Source organism: Corynebacterium sp. MSK008, from assembly GCF_030232585.1.
GTDB lineage: Bacteria > Actinomycetota > Actinomycetes > Mycobacteriales > Mycobacteriaceae > Corynebacterium.
The window spans coordinates 261013-282639 of sequence record NZ_JASPJX010000002.1 but is presented as its reverse complement, the minus strand read 5'-3'; the positions used below and the strand labels follow the sequence as shown (position 1 = coordinate 282639).

The 21627-nt window shown below is 63.3% G+C and carries 20 protein-coding genes and 3 pseudogenes; 10 read left to right on the top strand and 13 right to left on the bottom strand.

The window, feature by feature from the left end; genetic code table 11:
* Positions 1–579: 579 nt before the first annotated feature.
* From QP996_RS02935 to QP996_RS02925, 3 genes are read right to left on the bottom strand one after another with little or no spacing between them, the layout of a single operon-like run.
* Positions 580–1578 carry a hypothetical protein gene (locus tag QP996_RS02935; RefSeq protein ID WP_284871126.1) on the bottom strand — a complete coding sequence of 333 codons (999 nt, stop codon included), beginning with the start codon at positions 1576–1578 and terminating at the stop codon, positions 580–582.
* On the bottom strand, positions 1578–2336 hold the full coding sequence (locus QP996_RS02930; RefSeq protein WP_284871125.1) for an ATP-binding cassette domain-containing protein: 759 nt from the start codon (positions 2334–2336) through the stop codon (positions 1578–1580). Before QP996_RS02930 ends, QP996_RS02935 begins: the two co-directional genes overlap by 1 nt.
* The gene (locus QP996_RS02925; protein ID WP_284871124.1) at positions 2333–2707 is read right to left on the bottom strand and encodes a GntR family transcriptional regulator; all 375 of its coding nucleotides are present in this window, start codon (positions 2705–2707) and stop codon (positions 2333–2335) included. The genes QP996_RS02930 and QP996_RS02925 overlap by 4 nt, the downstream gene beginning before the upstream one ends.
* A 179-nt stretch (positions 2708–2886) precedes the next feature.
* On the opposite strand from QP996_RS02925, the gene QP996_RS02920 reads away from it, so the two are divergent.
* Complete coding sequence (locus QP996_RS02920; protein WP_284871123.1) at positions 2887–4275, top strand: NYN domain-containing protein; 1389 nt, start codon at positions 2887–2889, stop codon at positions 4273–4275.
* A gap of 326 nt (positions 4276–4601) precedes the next feature.
* Here QP996_RS02920 and QP996_RS02915 read toward each other — a convergent pair whose 3' ends face one another.
* Both QP996_RS02915 and trxA read right to left on the bottom strand, forming a co-directional pair.
* A complete protein-coding gene (locus QP996_RS02915; RefSeq protein WP_284871122.1) occupies positions 4602–5543 on the bottom strand; it encodes a PspA/IM30 family protein in 942 nt (313 codons plus the stop codon).
* 87 nt (positions 5544–5630) lie between these two features.
* Entirely contained in the window at positions 5631–6002 is a 372-nt protein-coding gene (gene trxA / locus QP996_RS02910) for a thioredoxin (RefSeq protein ID WP_194561128.1), read from the bottom strand.
* A 61-nt stretch (positions 6003–6063) separates the two neighbouring features.
* On the opposite strand from trxA, the gene QP996_RS02905 reads away from it, so the two are divergent.
* The 4 genes from QP996_RS02905 (at position 6064) to QP996_RS02890 (ending at position 10194) form a co-directional block, all read left to right on the top strand.
* Positions 6064–6324: a transporter gene (locus QP996_RS02905; protein ID WP_284871121.1), complete on the top strand. Its 261-nt coding sequence runs from the start codon at positions 6064–6066 to the stop codon at positions 6322–6324.
* 12 nt (positions 6325–6336) lie between these two features.
* Entirely contained in the window at positions 6337–6537 is a 201-nt protein-coding gene (locus tag QP996_RS02900; protein WP_070472157.1) for a heavy-metal-associated domain-containing protein, read from the top strand.
* A gap of 21 nt (positions 6538–6558) precedes the next feature.
* A complete protein-coding gene (locus tag QP996_RS02895; RefSeq protein ID WP_284871120.1) occupies positions 6559–8814 on the top strand; it encodes a heavy metal translocating P-type ATPase in 2256 nt (751 codons plus the stop codon).
* A gap of 66 nt (positions 8815–8880) precedes the next feature.
* On the top strand, positions 8881–10194 hold the full coding sequence (locus tag QP996_RS02890) for an MFS transporter (RefSeq protein ID WP_284871119.1): 1314 nt from the start codon (positions 8881–8883) through the stop codon (positions 10192–10194).
* An 18-nt stretch (positions 10195–10212) separates the two neighbouring features.
* On the opposite strand, the gene QP996_RS02885 is transcribed toward QP996_RS02890, so the two are convergent.
* Together QP996_RS02885 and dnaB are read right to left on the bottom strand one after the other, a co-directional pair.
* Positions 10213–10401 (bottom strand): hypothetical protein, encoded by a 189-nt coding sequence (locus tag QP996_RS02885; protein ID WP_070844554.1) that lies wholly within the window; start codon positions 10399–10401, stop codon positions 10213–10215.
* 106 nt (positions 10402–10507) lie between these two features.
* On the bottom strand, positions 10508–12025 hold the full coding sequence (dnaB, locus tag QP996_RS02880) for a replicative DNA helicase (RefSeq protein WP_284871118.1): 1518 nt from the start codon (positions 12023–12025) through the stop codon (positions 10508–10510).
* A gap of 383 nt (positions 12026–12408) precedes the next feature.
* Between dnaB and QP996_RS02875 the strand changes: the two genes are divergently transcribed.
* Entirely contained in the window at positions 12409–12828 is a 420-nt protein-coding gene (locus QP996_RS02875) for a hypothetical protein (RefSeq protein ID WP_284871117.1), read from the top strand.
* On the opposite strand, the gene QP996_RS02870 is transcribed toward QP996_RS02875, so the two are convergent.
* Both QP996_RS02870 and QP996_RS02865 read right to left on the bottom strand, forming a co-directional pair.
* Positions 12799–14859: a RecQ family ATP-dependent DNA helicase gene (locus tag QP996_RS02870; RefSeq protein WP_284871116.1), complete on the bottom strand. Its 2061-nt coding sequence runs from the start codon at positions 14857–14859 to the stop codon at positions 12799–12801. The two genes, QP996_RS02875 and QP996_RS02870, sit on opposite strands and share 30 nt — an antisense overlap.
* Positions 14860–14902: 43 nt before the next feature.
* Positions 14903–15088 carry a hypothetical protein gene (locus QP996_RS02865; protein WP_070844522.1) on the bottom strand — a complete coding sequence of 62 codons (186 nt, stop codon included), beginning with the start codon at positions 15086–15088 and terminating at the stop codon, positions 14903–14905.
* 71 nt (positions 15089–15159) lie between these two features.
* Here QP996_RS02865 and QP996_RS02860 point away from each other — a divergent pair.
* Positions 15160–15357 (top strand): annotated as a pseudogene (locus tag QP996_RS02860) (replication initiation protein); the annotation flags it as partial.
* 211 nt (positions 15358–15568) lie between these two features.
* Positions 15569–15703: pseudogene (locus QP996_RS02855) on the top strand (IS6 family transposase); the annotation flags it as partial.
* A 119-nt stretch (positions 15704–15822) separates the two neighbouring features.
* Here the strand turns inward: QP996_RS02855 and QP996_RS02850 are convergent.
* Both QP996_RS02850 and QP996_RS11845 read right to left on the bottom strand, forming a co-directional pair.
* The gene (locus tag QP996_RS02850; RefSeq protein WP_284871115.1) at positions 15823–17103 is read right to left on the bottom strand and encodes a serine hydrolase; all 1281 of its coding nucleotides are present in this window, start codon (positions 17101–17103) and stop codon (positions 15823–15825) included.
* Positions 17104–17393: 290 nt separating this feature from the next.
* The gene (locus QP996_RS11845; RefSeq protein WP_083327893.1) at positions 17394–17774 is read right to left on the bottom strand and encodes a replication initiation protein; all 381 of its coding nucleotides are present in this window, start codon (positions 17772–17774) and stop codon (positions 17394–17396) included.
* A gap of 169 nt (positions 17775–17943) precedes the next feature.
* On the opposite strand from QP996_RS11845, the gene QP996_RS02845 reads away from it, so the two are divergent.
* Positions 17944–18654 (top strand): IS6 family transposase, encoded by a 711-nt coding sequence (locus tag QP996_RS02845; protein WP_284871114.1) that lies wholly within the window; start codon positions 17944–17946, stop codon positions 18652–18654.
* 236 nt (positions 18655–18890) lie between these two features.
* Here the strand turns inward: QP996_RS02845 and QP996_RS02840 are convergent, their stop codons facing one another.
* On the bottom strand, positions 18891–19901 hold the full coding sequence (locus QP996_RS02840; protein ID WP_284871113.1) for a DUF6414 family protein: 1011 nt from the start codon (positions 19899–19901) through the stop codon (positions 18891–18893).
* Between the two features lie 247 nt (positions 19902–20148).
* Between QP996_RS02840 and QP996_RS02835 the strand changes: the two genes are divergently transcribed.
* On the top strand, positions 20149–20250 hold the full coding sequence (locus tag QP996_RS02835) for a recombinase family protein (protein ID WP_371335889.1): 102 nt from the start codon (positions 20149–20151) through the stop codon (positions 20248–20250).
* Between the two features lie 811 nt (positions 20251–21061).
* Here the strand turns inward: QP996_RS02835 and QP996_RS02830 are convergent.
* Positions 21062–21571, bottom strand: a pseudogene (locus QP996_RS02830) (DEAD/DEAH box helicase); the annotation flags it as partial.
* Positions 21572–21627: the final 56 nt, after the last annotated feature.

Sequence of the window (21627 nt, the reverse complement as noted above, 5' to 3'; positions counted from 1 at the left end):
AGGATCAAACTCTCCACAAAAACGTTTCAGAAAGAAACAGGCCGTGAAAAGCCCAAACCCAACCAAAAACAAACCAAACACCAACACCCACAAACATGAGCATCAGTGACTGGCAAAATCCAAAAATTACAAAGGTTCAACAACCAACCCCCAACCCGACGGGGTCATAACCAGGGGTCGGCCAAAAATACGTGAAACATGTTCAACCACACCCCACGCACACTGAACCAAAACGATGACGCGATCCATCATTGGAATTCAACCACGCCACCACCGGCACACACCCAACGGCACGCACCACACAGTGCACAAAACGAGGCAGGCAAACACACCCACGCAACAAAAGTACATTGGCACACTATCGAGTTCTCAAACAACACCAGCACACCCAAACCAACCCACACACAGTGAGCCAGCCTCAAGTGACTTTGGAATCCGCCAGCGATTGTTTTCCTGCCCGCCACACAAACCAGAGAACCTGCAATCAGTCTCTCCAGCGGGGCGTTGTCGGTCTCGCTGACTCGATATAAGTTACACACACCCCACACACAACACAAACCCGCAGCACAGATACCATTTTTATATGTTCTTATGCGCCCGCTTTGGGTTCATATAGCCACCCAAATACGCGCAGTGCATGCCAACGCCGATGAGCAGCAACAGCCCCGATACGCCCAGGCAATACACGACATACCCGTCCATAAAGAACGCCTCTTCCGCCGCGCGCGAGATGGGGATGGCCAAGAACATCGCCGGCAACAGCCCCATATCACTGCGCCGGACTTTTATGGCCGACCCCAGCACAGCGCAGGCAAAGGCACCTGCCGCCCCGACCACCACCGCGGCCCAGCTCAAACTTGAGACAACACCAACAACGACTGTGTAGAGCAGTACCGACACGACTGATGCCGCGAACGAGACCGCGAGCCAACGCCGCCGTGGTACCCCGTAGCTCGCGCCGACGTCCGGGCCGGCGATCCCCGAGCCGTGCATGCAATACACGCCGTACCAAACCAACAACGGCAAGGCCCCGATCCACGCTCCGAGCGGTTCAGAACCGATGAAGCTGGCCAGGTACAGCGTCACGTAATGCGCCGCCGCGATACCCAAAGCCCACAGCAGCTGCGGTTTCCACACCAGTTCGACAAGGAAGCCACCAGACCCCAGCCGCCCGCGGACGCGCTCGCGCCCTTCCGGCACCTCTCCGGCGACAAACCGCTGCCCCATGAGCAGCCCCATTGCGAGCGCCCCCAAGGCGCCCACAACTCCAACCCAATCAGTCCGCAGCAGCAACGCGACGGCCGCGCCAATCACCACCGCCGGCACCACTGCCATCGCGGCCAGTCGTAGCCGCCGATCCCGCGGTATACCGTAGGCCGCGTAGGCCGTCTCTTCCGTCGAGAGCGCACCGATCACAAAGAGGGTCACAAATGAAGGCGTCATCACCGCAGTAAGCGGGTGGTCCGTAATCGTCGCGCCGAGTGCGAACATCGCCGCCAGCGGCACCATCCACAGCAACCTGTACAGCGAGGGCGCGACGAACTGGTGGCGGAAGAATCCGGGCAAGGTCGTGTTCATCAGTACACCTCCAGGTAGTGCTCGATGAGGTCGTCGAAGCGGGCGGGGCGGGCGCGGCGCGGAGCGTCGTCGATAGGCAAAAGCTCCCCTCCTACAACCGCGAAGTCGTCGGCGGCTTCGGGAGCACATTGCTTGACGACGACCCCCTCACGCCCCAGAATCACCGCCGTATCCAGTACCTTCGCCGCGTCCTCGATGTGGTGGGTGGCCATGATGATGGTGCGGCCGGTGTCCGCCTGATCCAGCAGGTGGCGGTAGAACACCTCGGTGTTGTGGGTGTCTAGGCCGACGTAGGGCTCGTCGAGGAGCAGAAGATCGGTGCCGGAAGCAAGCCCGATAACGATGGCGATCATGGCACGCTGGCCGCGGGAGAGCTTCCCGTAGCGGGTTTCCAATGCCTGATCCATGGCGAAGTCGGCGGTCAGCGCGTCGGCAAGCTGCTGGTCCCAGGTGCGGTAGCGCAACCGCGCACCCTTGATTACGTCCGCGCCGGACCACGAGCCCGGGTAGGCGGTATCAACACCGGTCAGGCAGGTGTTGTCCATGACAAAGGCGTTGTCGAAGGGGCGCACGCCGAACACCTCGACGGTGCCGGAGGTCGGTTTGAGTTGACCGGACAGGATGCGCAGCAGCGTGGATTTTCCCACGCCGTTGCGGCCGAGCAGGCCGTGGATGCCGGGGCCGAGATCCAGGTCGACGCCGGCGAGCACAATCTTGTAGCCGAAGCTGCGTGTGAGGTCGCGGGTGTGGATTGTCATTGGTACATGCCTCTGCTTTCTGCGACGCGGTCGATAAGTTCGTGAAGGGTGGAGCGGGTATATCCCAGGTGGACGGCTTCGTCGATGAGCGGAGCGATGTAGTTGCCAGCGAAATCTTCGCGGCGCTTGGCCAGGATCCGGTCACGGGCCCCGTCGGTGACGAACATGCCCAGGCCGCGGCGCTTTTCCAGCACGTGATCGTCGACAAGCAATGCGAGCCCCTTGCGCGCCGTCGCGGGATTGATTTCGTGGAACTGGGCGAGCTGATTCGTCGACGGTGCTTGCTCGCCGGGCTTCAGGGTGCCGTCGACAATGAGGTCGGCGACGAAACTGGCGATCTGCACGAAGAGCGGCTCTGCATCAGTGTTCATGCCCTGCCCTCCAGTTGATTAGTTAGTTACTCGAGTAACTAACTATCACGGCGATCTGTCGAGCGCAACGGGTTCGCAGGAAACCGTGACCATAACGACGTGGAATGACTGAGGCTTTTCAGGCAAGATGGTGCGTGTAACTCAACTTAGTAACGAAAAAGAATCGGAATTTAGGAGCCATGCTTGAACGCACACTTGTGTTCGTCGACACGTCATACCTGCTCGCGAGCTTTTACAACTCGTGGGAAATCGGCGCCCGCGCACAGTTAGAAATTGACCTGCCGGAGGTTGTGGCAACCCTCGGCAAAATGATCACCAACCAACTCAACCAACCCATCCACCGCCAGTTCTGGTACGACGGCATCCCCGACTCCGGCCCGCACCGCTACCAGCGCGCCCTTCGCACCTGCGACGGCGTGCAACTGCGCACCGGCCAGCTCATCGAATGGGGCGAACGCCGCACCCAAAAAGGCGTGGACACCCGCCTCGTCGCCGACCTAGTGGTCAACGGCGTGAGCGAGAAGTTCACCGACTTCGTGCTGGTCTCCGGCGACGCGGACATGATCCCCGGCGTCGAGGAAGTGACCAGCCGCGGCGCGCGCATGCACCTCTACGGCTTCGGCTGGGACTCCATGTCCTCCGCCCTGCGCCACGCCTGCGACAGCACCACCATCCTCGACCCGCGCGAAGACTTCGCAGACGCCATGCGCCTCCAGGTGCTCGAGGGCCCGCTCCCGCCGAGCATCAGGGAGCGCCCGCTTAACGACGCTGCTCCGCTCGAAGAGGCGGACGGCCCCACCGCGGTTCCAGGGCTGGGCCCGGACCCGCTCGGGCCGGACGCGGTGTCCGAGGCTGCTGGGGCGTCGGGGGCTTCGGGGGACGGCTCGGATTCGGACGGGGAGCCCGCTCAGTCCGCCCCGAAGCCGGGGCCAGCACCTGCTGCCACTCCTGCAGCGCCGAAGCCGTCCGACATCGTGGGCACCCCGACCTCGCAGCAGCGCACCCACCGCCCGGACGAACCGGAGATGGACGAGCCGTCCGAGGCGCAGGTGGAGGCCAACAACGAGTCGAACAAGCCCGGCAACCAGAACGTCTCCAGCGAACCGGACCGCCCGTCGACACCGGCTCCATCGGCCCCCGCCGAAGGCGCGAAGCCGTCGCCTGCGTCGCTCTCCGGCGCCAACTCGGACGCGTCTGCAAGTGCGCCGAAGCCGGGGCCCAAACCTGCGCCGAAGCCGTCGATGATGGCCCCGCGCCGCAAGCTGCGCTCCCGCTACGTGCCGCTTCCCGAGGAAGTGTGGACCTCCGCCGGCTTCCAAACCCCCTACGACGTGGGACAGCAGTACGCCAACTGGTGGTTCGAAAACGCCGCCTCCAGCGAACAGCGCGACAACGCCCACCTCCTGTCCGGCGGCGGCCTGCCCCCGGAGATCGATAGGCCACTGCTGCAGTTCGCCTGCGAAACCCTGCACGAGTACACCCTGTCCGAAACCCAGCGCGTGAATCTTCGCGACGGGTTCCACTCCGGCATCCGCGGCGTACTCATCAACATCCACCGGGAGAACTAAAGCGGTTTCCGGCTTTCGCGGCGCCCCGGGGTTTTCGGCCTTCGGGGCGCCGCTTCGTTGTGCGATCCGGATGCTCTACGCGGATTTGTTCACCCGGCGAGTGAATAGATTCCAACCCGGGGGTCGGCGACCTGGGCAGAGTGAATTAATCACTCGTCCAAATGGGCATCTGTTCACTGTGCGGGCCAGGGCGAGTGAACAAATCTGGCGGAAGGCGCCGACACTTCGCGGCGGAATCTGTCAGGCGGCCCCCAGACCCCCAGGTCAGCACAAACGGCCGCCGTAATCTGTCAGGCGACCGTTTGTGATCTGCTAGTTGGAGGCGGTTAGTCCTCGTCGCGCATGTACTTCTCGGCGTCGGCGAGGATGTCGTCGGTGCTAGAGGCGTCGGTGCTAGAGGCATCGGCGACGACGCGGCGGGAGCTGCCGGACCGCTTCTCGGCGGCGTCGGCGGCCGGGTCAGCGGCCTCACCCTGCGAGCCCTCACCAGAGCCCGCCTCGAGCTGGCGGTCAGCGGCATCCGCGCCCGCACCGGAGCCGGACTCGAGCTCGCCGGACATGGATGCACGGATCTGGTCCAGGCGGCTGGCGGCTGCCACGTCGGTGGAGCCGGACTCGATTTCGGCCATTCGGTCGGTCATGGAGTCCTTCATCAACTCCTGCTGGCCCAGCGCGTTGGCGTAGCGGCGTTCGATCTTGTCGCGCACGCCATCGAGGGTGGGCACGTTGTCGTCGTTGAACTGGTTCATCGAGTCCATGGTCTTGGCCGTCTGCTCCTGCATGCGGGCCTGGTTGAGCTGGGACTCGAGCTGGCTCACCTGGGAGAGCTGCTCCTTCAGGTTCGCCTCGGACTGCTGCTGCTTCGCCTGGGCTTCCTTGGCGGCGTGGTCGGCAGAGGCGTAGGCCTGCTTGGTCTGCTCGAGCTCCTGCTCCACGGACACCAGCTGGGTGGCGATGACCTCGGCGGCGTTGTTGAACTGCTGCGCCTTCTCGGCGTCGCCAGCAGCTTCCGCCTTTTGCGCGGCCTGCAGGGCGGTGCGGGCCTTGTTCTGCAGGTCCTCCTGGGACTTGATCAGGCGCTCCATCTTCATCTGCAGCTGGTTGCGGTTGCCGATGATGTTGGCTGCGTGCGCGGAGACTGCCTTGTGCTGCTCCTTCGCGGCTGCGACGGCCTGCTGGATCTGCACCTTCGGGTCTGCATTTTGGTCGATCTTGGTGTCGAACGACTGCATGAGGTACTTCCAGCCCTTGCTAAACGGGTTCGCCATTGGAGTGTCCTTCCGGTGGTGGGGTTCGTCGTGAGGCAAGTGTACGCATGAAAAAAGCGCCCGTCTTGCGGGCGCTGAATAAAAAACTTACTGCTCGGAGGCGTTCTGCTCGGCGATCTGGCGGCGAACGTCGTCCATGTCCAAGTCCTTGACCTGCTGGACAAGGTCGTCGAACGCGGCCGGAGGCAAGGCCCCTGCGTTCTGGAAGATCAGGATGCCGTCGCGGAACGCCATCAGCGTCGGGATCGCCTGAATCTCCAGGGCGGAAGCGAGCTGCTGGTTGGCCTCGGTGTCAAGCTTGGCAAACGTGACGTCGGTGTGCTTTTCGGAGGCCTTCTCGTACGTCGGCGCGAACTGCTTGCAGGGGCCGCACCAGTCTGCCCATGCGTCCACAAACACAATGCCGTCTTGGGTGACGGTCTCCTGGAAAGTGTCCTCGGTTACATCGATCGTGCTCAAAGTACACTCCTTAAAGCTTTTGGTTATTGTTGTAGGGATTGCAACGGGTACAACCTTAACAATGTCCGAGCTATTCCAGGCCGGGCTGGAACGAGTGGAAACCAGGAGGCGTGCAGCAGCCATGACGAAGACGTACCGGATCTCGGGCCCGAAGGACGAAGTCGCGGTCGATTCGCTCAAAGACGAGCTGTCGCTGGTGGACGGCACCCACGAGGTGGATTTGGACCTCGAGGCCGGGCACCTCACAGTTGTCGGCTTCATCTTCGCCGACGAAGATATAGTGCAGGCGGCGAAAAACGCCGGCTACGTAATCGAGATTTAAGGAGGACACACCATGGCCGGACGCGAGTTCAACGTTGAAGGCATGACCTGCGGGCACTGCGAGATGAGCGTGCAGGAGGAGATCTCTGAGGTCGCGGGCGTGACCGCTGTGAAGGCGGACCACACCACCGGAACGGTCACTGTCGAGGGTGACGGTTTCTCCACCGACGACATCGCGGCCGCGGTGAAGGAAGCCGGTTACACACTGGCCTAAACCAGGCCTAGGCTGGGGGTTATGACTGAAACCCCCATAGCATTGCAGCACGTCGAGCTGGGCGTGACGGGGATGACCTGCTCGTCGTGCTCTTCGCGTGTGCAGCGCAAACTTAACAAGCTCGATGGCGTGGACGCCTCGGTGAACTACTCCACCGAGACCGCCGCCGTCGATTTCGATCCGGCGAAGGCGTCGTCGCAGTTGCTTATCGACGAAGTGCGCTCCGCCGGGTACGACGCGTTCGAAATGACTGATGACGCCGTAGGGGGTGAGGCGGCGGGGGCCGGAGGGGCGTCGACAAGCGAGAAGCTCGAAGGCGCGCGCCTGGAGGAAGCCGAAAAGCTGAAACGCACCACGATTTGGGCGGCGCTGGTGTCGCTGCCGGTGATGCTGGTGAGCATGGTGCCGGCGCTGCAGTTCACCAACTGGCAGTGGGCGGCGTTCGCGGCGGCGACGCTGGTGTTTTTCGCCGCGGGCAGCGTGTTTCACCGCGCGACCTGGGTGAACCTGAAGCACGGCGCGGCGACGATGGACACGCTGATCACGCTGGGCACGTCCGCGGCGTACCTGTGGTCCGTGTGGGCGCTGTTTTTCGGCAACGCGGGCGAGCCGGGGATGGTCATGGAGATGTCGATCTTCCCGTCACACGCGGGCATGGACGAGATCTACCTCGAGTCCGTGTGTGTGGTGATCACGTTCCTGCTGCTAGGCAGGTGGTTTGAGACGCGGGCGAAGGGGCAGTCCTCCGAGGCGCTGCGCGAGCTGTTGGACATGGGTGCCAAGGACGCCGCGGTGATCCGGGGCGGCAAGGAAGTGCGTGTGCCGATTGCCCAGGTGGCGGTGGGCGACAGGTTCATCGTGCGGCCGGGCGAGAAGGTCGCCACGGACGGGCGCGTGGTGTCCGGGCACTCGGCGGTGGACGAATCGATGCTCACCGGCGAGTCCGTGCCCGTGGAAGTCTCGGAAGGCTCCGCGGTCACCGGCGCGACGCTGAACACCTCGGGCCGCCTGGTGGTGGAGGCAACCCGCGTCGGCGCCGAGACCACGCTCGCGCAGATGGGCAAGCTCGTGCGCGACGCGCAAGCCGGCAAGGCGCCGGTGGAGCGGCTGGTGGACAAGATCTCGCAGGTCTTCGTGCCCGTGGTGGTGCTGGTTGCGCTGGTGACGCTGGCCGGGCACCTGCTCGTGGGCCACGGCGTCGCCCACGCGTTTACCGCGGCGGTGGCTGTGCTGATTATCGCCTGCCCGTGCGCGCTGGGCCTTGCCACCCCGACCGCGATCCTGGTGGGCACCGGCCGCGGCGCCCAGCTGGGGCTGTTGATCAAGGGCCCTGAAGTGCTCGAATCCACCCGCCAGGTGGACACGGTGGTCATGGATAAGACCGGCACGATCACGTCGGGCGAGATGGGGGTCGCGGACGTCGTGGCGGCTGACGGCTTCGACGCCGACGAGGTGCTGCGGCTTGCCGCCGGCGTGGAGGCCGGCTCCGAGCACCCTATCGCCCGAGCGATCGTGGAGGCGGCCAGCGAGGTGCCGGCCTCGGAGGACTTCCAAAATGAGGTGGGCAAGGGAGCGTCCGCGCGTATCGACGGCCACCCGGTCCGCGTCGGCCGCCCCTCCGTGCCGCTTGGCGGGCTGGCCAGCGCCTTCGAGGACGCCGAGCGTGCCGGGGCGACCCCGGTAGCGGTCGAAGTGGACGGCGCTCTGGCCGGGCTCGTGGCGGTGCGCGACACCGTGAAGGAGGATTCCGCCAACGCCGTTGCGCAGCTGCGCGAGCTGGGGCTGACGCCCCACTTGCTCACCGGCGACAACGCCGGCGCAGCCCAGGCCGTCGCGGCTGAGGTGGGCATCGACCCCGCCAACGTCACCGCCGGGGTCCTGCCGGAGGACAAGGTGGACGTGGTCAAGCGCCTCCAGGCCGAGGGCAAGCACGTGGCCATGGTCGGCGACGGCGTCAACGACGCCGCCGCTCTCGCCCAAGCGGACCTGGGTTTGGCCATGGGCGCGGGCACGGACGTGGCCATCGAGGCCGCGGACATCGCGCTGATGCGCAACTCCCTGACCTCCGCGGCCGACGCGATCAGGTTGTCGCGCAAGACCCTGAAGACGATCAAGGGCAACCTGTTCTGGGCGTTCGCCTACAACGTCATCCTCATCCCCGTGGCCGCGCTCGGTTTCCTCAACCCGATGCTCGCGGGTATCGCCATGGCGTTCAGCTCCGTGTTCGTGGTGTCGAACTCGCTGCGCCTGCGGGCGTTTAACTCTGTGGCGGGATAGGCACGGGCGGGCGGCCGTGAATATTAACGGGTGAAGGGCGGTGCGGCGCGCTCTACACTCCCCCGCATGAACTCTCCCGATCAGCTCACCCGCACCGAGCGCCTCGACCGCCTGCCGGTCACCCCAAAACACAAACGCTTGCTGGTCGGCTCCGGCATCGGCTGGGCTCTGGATGCGATGGATATCGGCCTCGTGTCTTTCATCCTCGCCGCGCTAGCAGTGCAGTGGAACTTGGACAACACCACGACCAGCTGGATCGCCTCGATCGGTTTCGTCGGCATGGCAATCGGCGCGAGCTTGGGTGGCCTGCTGGCGGACAAGATCGGCCGCCGCCAGGTCTTCGCCGCCACACTTCTGCTCTACGGGCTGGCCACAGGCGCCTCAGCGCTAGCGTGGTCCGTGGCGTCGCTGATGGTGTTTCGTTTCCTTGTGGGCCTCGGCCTCGGCGCGGAACTGCCGGTAGCGTCCACGCTGGTCAGCGAGTTCTCCCCGCGCAAGGTGCGCGGCCGCATGGTCGTGCTGCTGGAGGCGTTCTGGGCCGTGGGCTGGATCATGGCAGCCGTGATCGGCACCTTCGTGGTCGCGCAGAGCGACAACGGCTGGCGCTGGGGCTTCGCGCTCGGCGCGGTGCCAGCGATGTACGCCATCTACGTGCGCATGGGACTGCCGGAATCCGTTCGCTTCCTCGAGTCAGCGGGGCGGCACGACGAAGCCGAACGGATCGTCCGCGAGTTCGAGGCCGAGGCTGACCCCGCGCAGTACGACACCGCCGCGCCAGCCCAGGAACACCCCGTCGATGGCGGTATCTGGGGCCCGGAGCTGCGCGGGCGCACCGCCGCATTTTGGGCTATCTGGTTCTGCGTGTCGCTGTCCTACTACGGCGCGTTCATCTGGATCCCGTCCCTGCTGGTGGAGCAGGGTTTCTCCCTGGTTCGCTCGTTCACCTTCACGCTGATCATCACCCTGGCGCAGCTGCCCGGCTACGCCGCGGCCGCCTGGCTCATCGAGCGGTGGGGCCGCCGCACCACGCTGGCGAGTTTCCTCGCGGGCTCGGCGATTGCTGCGTTCGCGTACGGCATGGCCAGCACGGAGTGGCAGATCATCGCTGCGGGTTGCCTGCTCAGCTTCTTCAACCTTGGGGCGTGGGGTGCGCTGTACGCGATCGGCCCGGAGCTCTACCCCACCGCTATCCGCGCAACCGGCACGGGCGCGGGCGCGGCGTTCGGCCGCATCGGCTCAATTCTCGCGCCGCTGGTGGTTCCGCCGGTGCTCGCCTTCGGCGGCTCGACGGCGGTGTTCGGCGTGTTCGCCGCCGCCTTCGCGCTGGCCTGCGCGGCGGCGTTTACGCTGCCTGAGCAGCGTGGGGTGGCGATTGCGTAGTTCAGGCGGAGCCCGTCGCTAAGCAAAGAAGCGCGTGATGCGCGACAGCAGCGACTTGTCCTCCGTCGCCTTGTCGATCTCCTCGATGTTGCGCGGCAGGTTGAGCAGGAGCGTGTTCTCCCCCGTCTTGGCGACGGTAATGCTCGGGTCGAGCTTGGCCACCGTGCTCGCGCAGGCGGCGGGGCCGTTCATGGAACGCACGGTCATGGCTTTCTCCTTTGCAGCTTTTGCGTTGTGCTGTTGAAGCATAAACGCGTTTCCGCAGCGTGTCACCGTTGGAAAGCCATGCCTAACTGTTCATAGGGCAGGTTAACTAGCCGTGCGCCATGTTGACGAAGCGCGAGTAGTGCAGCTGGTGCGCCACCGGAATGGTGTCGATCGGGCCGCCGCGGTGCTTCGCCACGATGATGTCGGCCTCGCCCGCGCGCTCGTCGTCGCGGTCCTGCGAGTCCGGGCGGTAGAGCAGAAACACCATGTCGGCGTCCTGCTCCAGCGAGCCTGACTCACGCAGGTCAGCCAGCTGCGGGCGCTTGTCGGTGCGGGCCTCCGGGCCACGGTTGAGCTGAGAGATGGCGATCACCGGCACCTCGAGCTCTTTGGCGAGCAGCTTCAGGTGGCGGGAGAACTCCGAGACCTCCTGCTGGCGCGACTCGACCTTCTTGCCGGAGCTCATCAGCTGCAGGTAGTCCACCACAATCAGGTCCAGGCCGTGCTGCTGCTTCAGGCGGCGCGCCTTGGAGCGGATTTCCATCATGGTGAGGTTCGGCGAGTCGTCGATAAACAGCGGCGCGTCCTGAATCTCGGTGAGGCGGTGGGTGAGCTTCTCCCAATCACGCTCCTCCATCTGGCCCGAGCGCATCGCCGAGAGCTTGATCTCCGTCTCCGCGGACAGCATGCGCATGATGATCTCGGAGGCGCTCATCTCCAGAGAGAAGATCACGGACGTCTTGTTCTGGTGGATGGAGCACGAGCGCATGAAGTCCAGCGCGAGCGTGGACTTACCCACACCCGGTCGCGCCGCGATGATGATCATTTGGCCGGCGTGCAGGCCGTTGGTGAGCTTGTCCAGGTCGATGAACCCGGTGGGCACGCCCGCCTCGAGCGCGCCGCCCGAGGCGATCATGGTCAGCTCGTCGATTGTCGGCTTGAGCAGGTCCGACAGCGGGCGGTAATCCTCGCCCGACTGGTTGCGGGTGATGTTGAAGACCTTCTGCTGGGCATGGTCGACGATGGCGTCGACCTCCATGCCCTCTTCGCCCTCGTAGCCGAGCTGCACCACCTGCGTGCCGGCGTTGACCAGCTGGCGCAGGATCGACTTCTCCTCCACAATCTCCGCGTAGTAGCGGGCGTTCGCCGCCGTGGGCACCTCAGAGATCAGCGTGTGCAGGTACGGCGCGCCGCCGACGCGCTCGAGCTCGTTGATGCGGTCTAAGCGGCCGGCGACGATCAGCACGTCGATGTTGCTGCCCTGCGCGAATAGGTCCAGCACCGCCTGGTAGATCAACTGATGCGCCGGGAAGTAGAAGTCGTCCGGGCGCAGGCTTTCCGCCACATCCAAGATGACGTCCGGGTTGAGCAGCATCGCGCCGATGACGGAGCGCTCCGCCAGCTCGTCGTGCGGCGGGGTGCGGTACTCCTGCAGCTCGTTGTTGCCGCGGTTGAAGTTGGAGTAGCGGTTGCTTCTCGACGAGCTGCCGCCCCGCCCGCCGCGCCCCTTCGAGCTGCCATTGTTGCCTTGGAACGCCTCAAAGTCGGAGTCGCTGAAATCTCCGTAGTCTGTGGCCGGTTCCGGCGGCGGCACGTAGTCGTCGAAGCTGTCGTCTGCACCCATGGTCTCCCCTTTCGCTGTGTGTATGAGACTACCCCGTAACGCAAACCGCAAACCGAGTTATCCACAGGGGCTGTGAACAATTGGGAAATGTGCGGGTGAGTTTTCCACAGGGTTGGGGTTTGTGGTGTGGAATTTGTGTGGATTCGCCTTCTTGACCCCCTAGACAAGAACCCGTTACCCCTGGTTAGGCTGTATATTTTCACACTCTCAGATAGTGACGATATAGGTGGATAACTCGGTTGACCACGACGTTTGACAACCACGAAATGTACACTCGAGTGGACAATGTAGCCCCTACCCAGGCTGTATAACTGACCACTTATCCACACTGCTTTACGTCTTCCGTCAGCACGCCTCCAGAGCACTTTCCTATGCTCTTCACCATGTCTCCTCGAAGCATTCTCTGGGCGTATCTCGCTTCCGTGGTAGCCGTGCCGGGCGCGTTTGTCGCGGGGATCGGACTCGCCGGTGACAGGCTCACCCACGCCACAACATGCCTCATCGGGATCGGCGTTGTCGTTCTGACAAGCGTGGGCTCTGTCGGCTGGGCGGCCGCATACACCCGCGCAACCCGCGCGCAGCGCGGTACCACCGTGGCCGTCTGGATCGCCACTGCCTGCCTACTTGTGGGCCTGGGCTCCACCGGCCACGTCTTTTGGGAGGAGTACCAGGCGGGCATGTCGCTGCCGGTCATCAACCTGTTTCTGTACCTCATCCCTCTCGGCTTACTCATCCTGCTCGGCTCGGCCGTTGCGCAGACAGCAGCGAGGACGTCACGCGCGCGAGGCGAACGTCAGCGGTAGCACCTCCACACCGAATCGCTCGGCGATATCGGCTGCGGCAACGGTGACCGACCAACCGGAATCCACCTCGCCGGCAAGCAGCAACACCGGGCCCTCGCCCACGTCGAGCCCCGAGTAGTCGAAGTACCGGTCCAGCGCATTGACGCGGAAGGCGGAGTTACGCGCCTGAACCTCGGTCTCCCCGGCGCGCACTGCCCCGCCGTAGGACATCTGTCCGACGCGGGCGAGCGCCTCCGCGGTGGAGGCGACCATCTCCGCCCTCGCCGGATCCGCCGACCCGAGCGCGATCACCGTCGCAGGGCGTGTGTCCCAGTCCCAGTCCGCCAGCACCGCCACGAAGCGGGTGAGCCACTGGTCGTCGCGCCAGTTCGTGGCGGGACGGTAGGCGTTGTCGCGCAGAAGCTGAGCCAGGGCGGGGCCGCGGGCGACGTCGTTGAGCCGGCCGAGCGCCTTGCCCGCCTGAACGCCTTTGATTTTGCCGCGTCGGGCGGAGCCCGTCGGCCACATCTTGCGCTGGCTGAGTGGCACACCGGGGGCTTTCAGGCGGGCGTCTATGCGCTCGGCGAGCGCCGGATCCACGTCCGTGGGTAGGTGGTTGCCTGTGCAGTTGTCGCAGCGCCCGCAGCGCTCCCCCTGCCCGATCGTTGGATCGTCCAGCTCGCTGCGCAAAAACACCATGCGGCAGGCGTCCGTGGTCTCGTAGGCCAGCATGAGGTTCTGTTCGCGCCCGCGGGCGTCCGCCAGGCCGTCGTAGCGCTTGTGGTCATAGGCCCAGGGCTCGCCAGTGACAACCCAGCCGCCTTTGACGCGGCGCACCGCACCGTCGACGTCGAGCACCTTCAGCGCCTGATCGATGCGCGAGCGCGACAAATCCACGGCGTTTTCCAGCTTCGGGGTGGACACCGGCTCGTCACCGAGCGCCCCCAGCAGCTGCTTAACCACTGGCTCCTCCGGCATGGACACGGACGCGAAGTACTCCCACACGCGCTGGTCTTCCGGGCCGGGCAACAGCACCACCTCGGCGTGGTCGGTGGCGCGCCCGGCGCGGCCGATCTGCTGGTAGTAGCTCACCGGCGAGCTCGGCGCACCTAGGTGCACCACGAAACCGAGGTCCGGCTTGTCAAACCCCATGCCGAGCGCCGAGGTGGCCACCAGGGCTTTCAACTCGTTGTTAATCAGCGCCTGCTCGAGGCGCTCGCGTTCCTCCGCCTCGGTACGGCCGGTGTAGGCGGCCACGTTCCAACCGGCGGTCTCCAGCGCCTCCGCCAGGTCGTGCGCGGCGGCCACGGTGAGGCAGTAAATGATGCCGGAGCCTTCAACCTGCGCCAGGTACTGCGCGATCCAAGCGGCGCGCTGGGTGGGGTCACTCAAACGCACCACGTTCAGTGACAGGGATTCGCGGTCCAGCCCGCCGCGGAGCACGCCGGTGCCCTCCCCGAGCTGAGCGACCACGTCGGCCACCACGCGGTCGTTCGCCGTCGCGGTGGTGGCGAGGACGGGGGTGTTCGCCGGCAGGTCGCTGATAAGCAACGCAATGCGCCGGTAATCCGGCCTGAAATCGTGCCCCCAGTCGGAGATGCAGTGGGCCTCGTCCACAACCAGCATGCCCACGGACCGCGCGAGCTGCGGCAGCACCTCCTCGCGGAAACCCGGGGCGTTGAGGCGTTCCGGGCTGATCAGGAGCAGGTCCAGGTCGTCGACACCCGCCTGGATCTCCTCCCACTGCGTCATGTTCGCGGAGTTGATCGTGGCCGCCCGGATGCCGGCGCGTGCGGCCGCTTCGACCTGGTTGCGCATCAGCGCGAGCAGGGGCGAGACGATAATGGATGGGCCTTCGCCCGCCTCGCGCAACAGCTTCGCGGCGATGAAGTACACCGCCGATTTCCCCCAACCCGTGCGTTGCACCACGAGCGTGCGTTTGCGCTGGTTGACAAGGGAATCGATGGCCGTCCACTGGTCGTCGCGCAGCGAGGCGAGGGGCCCCGCGATGCCCTTGAGAAGTTCGTCCGCTTGTTCGCGTGTCGCTGTCATGGCGCACACCGTATAACACCACCCCGACACGAACGTTCGAACGCTACACTAGCTCCCCTTCCGCCCAGTCCGCCATGTACTCCGCGATCCCGTGCGGATCCGCCAGGAAGTCGCGCATGGCCCGGAACGCGAGGGTGTCCTCCACCATCAGGTGGCGCTCCATGCCGTGCTCGCTGATCTCTATTATCTCCGCAACCGGTATCCCCAGCCCGGCAGTCAGGGAGGCCACCCATCAACCTGTCCGAGGAGTTACGGGGCAAACTCTTCCAGCTCGTCACCCGCAGTCTCGGGCCGGCCTGGGTGGGCATCAACCGCTTAAGCGGCAAAGCGCAGTGTTTTTGGCTGATTGAACCTGTCTACGCGGACAAGGACGGGAAATCGCCCAACACGGCGCTTCTGGCGGCGACAAGCCGGACCCTGGGCGGGTTTTTGGACCACGACCCGAACTTCGCCCACCGGTTCAGCCGCAGCCCCTTCTACACGGGTGATAGCCCGGATCGCTATATCTGGTACCGGCAGCATCACCGTATTGACCGGTTGTCCGACTTCATCAGGGAGGTGCGCGAGGTAGCCGACGAGCCCCAACACGTCTCCCCCGCCAGGAGTTCTCCAGGGGAGCCCGGGCGGGGCCGCCCGGGTGTTACTCGATACCCACCCGGGCGTTACCCGATACTCACCACACCGTTACTAAACACGTGGTCGAAACACTCGGACGTCTGCCTACCGGACGTTGAAAGGGATGGAAGCGATGCATTCATTACGGAAAGGCCAGGGCACGATGTTTGCCTACGGGCACCCGAACCCAGACGCGGTGATCGTCAGCCGGATATTCGAGACAGCTTAAGCACCCCGGAGCAAGGACAACTAATGTCTTGAGGTTGGGCTTTTCGACCCTAGCCCAACTTTGCAACAGCACCCACTGCACTACCGAGGCCCCGGCAGTACCGTGTATGTGCGAACACGTCAGCTGCTCAGCAACAATGTCTCGCCGATCTCGTCGAGGGCGAGGGTTGTGGCTCCGACGAGGAAGAGCGCGTGATCTTGCTCGCGATCAAAGCCGATCCAGCTCGAGAATCCTCCGGTACGTCCGTTATGCCAGGTGATGGTTTGTCCCTCGATTCGAGAGGTCATCCATCCCGCGCCCACGCGGTCTGCCCCGTCAGTCGAGAAGGCAGCGACTGGGTTAAGAGCGGCGGCGCCCGGTGCGAGACCGGTCAACAGCGCCCGCGCAACTTTCGCCATGCTCTTCACGTCAGTTCGAATACCACCGGCAGGCGCATATTGCAGATCGGTCCATGCCTGCTGCGGCCGCCCGTTTTTGTCTTTGCCCTGTACGGCTTGCTCATCCAGTGCCGCTTGGCCCTCTGCTGGTATGTAGAAGCGTCCCAGCTCGAGGGGTCTCGCAATGCGCTCCCGCAGCAGTTCGGCATAGTCCATTCCGGCAGCGGCAGCGAGCGCGTGGCCGAGGGCCGCAAACCCCAGATTTGAGTAAGCAGGCTCCTTCGCTCCGATCGGCACACGGCGCAGATCTTCAACAAGGTGGACGAGGGTCCTCCCGTCGAAGGGATTCCTTGCCTGGATCGTCCTGATGATGATGCGAGCTATATCTGTCATCCCCATCGGTTGTGCTGGCAGGCCTGACCTGTGCTGGGACAACTCTTCTAACGTGATGCCTGCCGCGCCGAAGCCCTGCAGCTCGAACAGTTCACCGAGCGTCGTTGTCGGAAGAACCTCTTCGCGTTCGATGGCATCGAGATAGAGCATCCCCGTGATGCCCTTATTGATTGATCCAATTTCAAATGTCGCGGCCAGCGGGGCGCCGACGGTCGCGATTCGAGAACCGCTCCGTGTCACCGAAGCGATCCCCAGGGCGTGGACGCCTCTGGTGGGCAGAAGCTCCAGCACTTGTGCGGCGAGGGCGTCGTCACCATAAACAGTCTGAAGCGGCGAGCTTGAGCACTTCCTCGGCGCTTCAGACTGTTTGCGGTGCTCATGCAAGAGGTGACCGACGGTGCCCGTGCTCACGCCCATTTCGTCGGCTATCTCTCGGTAGGACTTGCCCTCGGCTCGGAGGGCGGCCGCGCGCTCCCTGCAAGCGGCCTCTCGCTCGATCACCGCACTGCGCGGTTCTGCTCGTAGGCGCCGGACGTTTCGCGCGGACATGCCCAGCAGCTCCGCTGCCTCGGCGGCGGTAAGTGGCCGGCCATTCTTGTCGAAGCGTGGCCGGGGGTCCCGAGCACTCATCCGAATACCTCCGTTATCTGGGCCTCGCGCGCCTGTCGGCGCTTCTCGCCCGACTTGATCCCGCCTATTCTACCCCGTTTTGCTTGGTACTCGGACTTGCTAATGAAGTTCCTGCGAGTCCAACGTGCGATGGATGACGCCGTGGACTGCACCTCGGAGAACGGCAATGGCCCCCGAGGGCATCGTCAAAGGAACGGTGCACTTGGTGGCAGTGCTGAACGACGATCCGGTGCCAATCGTCCATCGGTATAGCGGGATCATGTAGGCCATAGACCTCCCGATGCGCAGCATCAAACATCGCGCAGTTGCGACCTAGACCGCTGGATCGTTCCCAACTCGCGCAGTCCGTACGCGCGATCTGTACCCCAGATAACGTCAGCATCTTCGTGCAGAGGGTTCCGGGTCAACAGTCCGGTGTACGCCGGGTCTCCGTCGAGGGACCGGCGCAGCCCCTCAGTCACTCGGGCGAGATAACGCAGCGGATCGACTCGACCAGCGTCCGTCCGGCAGACCGGGGCGTTGAGCCACCACCCGACGTGCCCGTGCCCCTTGTTGCCCTCCACGACCCAAGACGGCATTGGGTGTTCGCTTGGGCGCTCAAAGGCCCTCAGAACGGTGTCTGGCCGGTCTACGTCGATCACTACGGAGCTACGAGGGCGCGCGGGCTGGATTCGACGTACTGTCGTGTGAGAGCGCGTTCCCGGCGCTCACGCCACACGCCCAGATCGAGGTCATCGGTCGCAAGCGGATACCGAGACAAGTAACGCTCACGCCATTGGTCGGGCGGGTGCTGTTGCAAAGTTGGGGCAGTAGGAAGATTGACGTGAAATAATCACGGCCATGGGCATCTTCTCCGGTCGTCACTTCCCCCGTGACATCATCCTGGGGGCGGTGCGGTGGTACTGCCGCTACGGCGTGAGCTACCGCGACCTCGAAGAGATGATGACCGAGCGGGGTGTGCCAGTCGATCACACCACGATCTACCGCTGGGTGCAGAAATACGCCCCTGATCTGGATAAGCACACTCGGTGGTACCGGCAGGTGCCCGACTGGCAGGCCCGGTCCTGGCGGGTGGATGAGACCTATATTCGGGTCGGCGGCACGTGGTGCTATCTCTACCGGGCTATTACCGCCGGTGGGCAGACCTTAGACTTCTACCTCTCACCAAAACAGAATGTGGCTGCGGCCAAGCGTTTCCTGGCCAAGACCCTGCGATCGACTACGACAGCCGGGTCCCCGCGGGTAATTAATACAGATAAGGCACCCTCCCTGGCCAAGGCGATCTCCGAGCTGAAGGCGGAGGGAATCTGCCCTCAGACGGTGGAGCACCGTCAGGTGAAATACCTGAACAACGTTCTCGAGGGAGATCATGGCCGGTTGAAACGAATCCTGGGACCGAAGGGGACGTTCAAAAATCGGACGTCTGCCTACCGGACGTTGAAAGGGATGGAAGCGATGCATTCATTACGGAAAGGCCAGGGCACGATGTTTGCTTATGGGCACCCCAATCCGGACGCGGTGATCGTCAACCGGGTCTTCGAGACGGCCTGAGAACGCCGGCACGCAGCGGCCATCAGGAGATGAGAAACTGGGTCGTCTCGGCTCTCCGCCCAACTTTGCAACAGCACCCACGATGCTCTGGATCGTGAGGTGGATAAGGCAATGGGGGCTGGGCGAAAGCTCACCACGGAGCGCCAACGCCAAGAGATTCTGTTTGACAACTATGCGCGTCTTATAAAAGGTTAATCATCTAGTTTGACGGGGATTTAAATGAGACGCTCGGGGGGTTATACATAGATAGCGATAGGCAATACGGTGATTGAAGGTCCTTCTACACTTGTCTTAAAATCGAGATCCACCAGTCGGTGGGTGTCTGCCTCTTCGGCTAAAGGGCGAAGGATTTCATCTAGAGCTTCCACCTGCAGTCGGCTAAGCAGTTTGTTTCTCTCCAGGATTGGGACATTCTCTCGAATAGGGGAAACGACTTTGCCCAGAACGGAAAATCTTCCATCTAGTAGCCGATCAAAATCTTTGGATTTGAAATACTCCTTTTCGCAGACGGTAACAGCAGTCAGCGAGTGTTGGCCCGTCCCGATTAAGGCATAGAATTCTTTAGTTTCGGAACCACGGAAATCCATCCTTATAGCAGAGGTAATGGCTGCTGCAAGTGCCGCCTGGTTCTCCGCCCTAGCGTCATAGATTTCTCTGATACCGCTGATTTTCTCTACTGGGATCAGGGTATCTGCATTAGAAGCTTGCTCTCTAAGGGTGTCTATCTTTTCAAGCCCTTTGGAGCGGTGGATATATCGAGTTATAGCCGCAGTTAACTCAGGGGTAAGGATATCGAGGATGGCGTTAGCCTCGTTAGCTTCAAAGCTAGCCTCAAATTCAATAAAATCTCCCACTTGGAGTTCCGAGGCGCTTTCTGAGTTTTCTACCCGAGTTATTAGCTCCTGCCGTCGAAGTTCGGATCGGGCTTGGTCTAGAAAAAATTCTTGGGAATAAACGAATTTTTGGTGGCGGGTTGTAGCGACTTCCTCACTATTTGATTGAGAGTGTGTATAGCTCCCTTGTGCACCGAGGTTGGTTAACCAGGGAAACACGTTAGCTTTTGCGGCAATTGCGGCCTGTTTCTCGGATCCGTCGTCTTTCCCCGTGGTCGAATTGTTTTCGAACTCGGTAGCTTCCAGTAGCCCTGCTTTGTAAATCTCTTGGATGATGCCAGAGACGAAATCTGCGTTTTGGTAAATGACCACAGTTGGGAGGGAGGGGGTGGGATGCGGGGGATGACTATCCATGCACTAGTCCTATCACATGGGAAGGCCTGCTTTTTAGAAACGGAGTGAGGGCAGAAACCGTTCCCTAATTCACTCGCCCCTGGGGTCTGACAATGAAGATCATCAGGCTTGTCAAAATGTCTTACTGCGTACACCCTAAATAGACAGCTTTGAATTACAACTTCTCCCTGTTCGGTAGGGTTAGAGCAAGTCTAACAGAACAGAACCGTTACTACCTTTAGAGTTCGACGAACACCAGGACGTCGTTGTGGGGCAGAAAGCCGGGTACGCTCGGGTGAGTTCTTTGGAGCAGAACCTGGATCGCCAACTCGATCAACTCCGTGCGGCGGGGGGCTCGCAGATATATTAGGAGAAGATCAGTGGCTCCACCCGGCACCGTCACCAGTTGGAGGAGGTGTACTCGGAACAAGGGGGCATGGCCCACAGTGCCATGTGGATACACGCGCAGCAGGTTGGGTGCGTTTGGCCAAGGGGGACGTTTGGCGAGCTCGAGAACGTCGCAAGAAAGCCCGGATAAAAGCCCACGGTGTCTACGAAGTCCGCATGAAGGTACTCGCCGATGCCGGGGACCCAGGCCCGGCATCGGGTGGCCGGAGGTGTGTCGCGAACCCGCCGGTATCCGGGTTCACCTTCGGCACCGGGCCGCAGGGGCGAGAGGTGCGCGCGCCGTCCTTGCACACGATCTGCCCTGACTTGACTGCAGGCACCGGGTGGTAGCCCGCCACTGAGCGAGTGGGGTTGATGCGCTGGACCGCATCCGACAGCGGATTCACCGAACCGACGATCGGCAGATCCACCGCGCCGCCGCTGCGTTGTTGACGCTGACGGCGAGGGGGACCCCGAGTCCCGCAGGCCGCCGGAGATCTTCGTGCGGTTATCCGCCGCGTACACCGCCACCGAGACCGCGCCGCCAATCGTCGCGAGGCAGTACCCGCAGTCACACCGTAAGCCTGCGCAGGGGCGACAAACCCAACCGCGGTAGCCGCCGCGAGCAGGAGGGACACAGCCAAAGTGAGCGCACGACACGCCACGGTTAACGTTATGGGCAGTATTGTATCCGCACGCAAAAGCGCGGGCCCCACTCCTCACAAGTGGGGCCCGCGCTTTAATGCTGTTTTCGTTGGACTGCCTATATTCCGTTCTCAGGCGGAGCAGTCGTCGATAAGCAGGGCAATGCGGCGGTAGTCCGGCCTGAAATCGTGCCCCCAGTCGGAGATGCAGTGGGCCTCGTCCACAACCAGCATGCCGACGGACCGCGCGAGCTGTGGCAGCACTTCCTCGCGAAAGCCCGGCGCGTTGAGGCGCTCCGGGCTGATCAGGAGCAGGTCCAGCTTGTCGACGTCTGCCTGGATCTCCTCCCACTGCGTCATGTTCGCGGAGTTGATCGTGGCCGCCCGGATGCCGGCGCGTGCGGCCGCTTCGACCTGGTTGCGCATGAGCGCGAGCAGCGGCGAGACGATAATCGACGGACCTTCGCCCGCCTCGCGCAACAGCTTCGCGGCGATAAAGTACACCGCCGATTTTCCCCAGCCCGTGCGCTGCACCACTAGCATGCGTTTGCGCTGGTTAACGAGGGAATCGACGGCCGTCCACTGGTCGTCGCGCAGGGCGGCGTGGGGCCCCGCGATGCCCTTGAGAAGTTCGTCCGCTTGTTCGCGTGTCGCAGTCATGGCGCACACCATATACCACGGCCCCGACACGGGTGTTCGAACAGTGGTACCGTCCG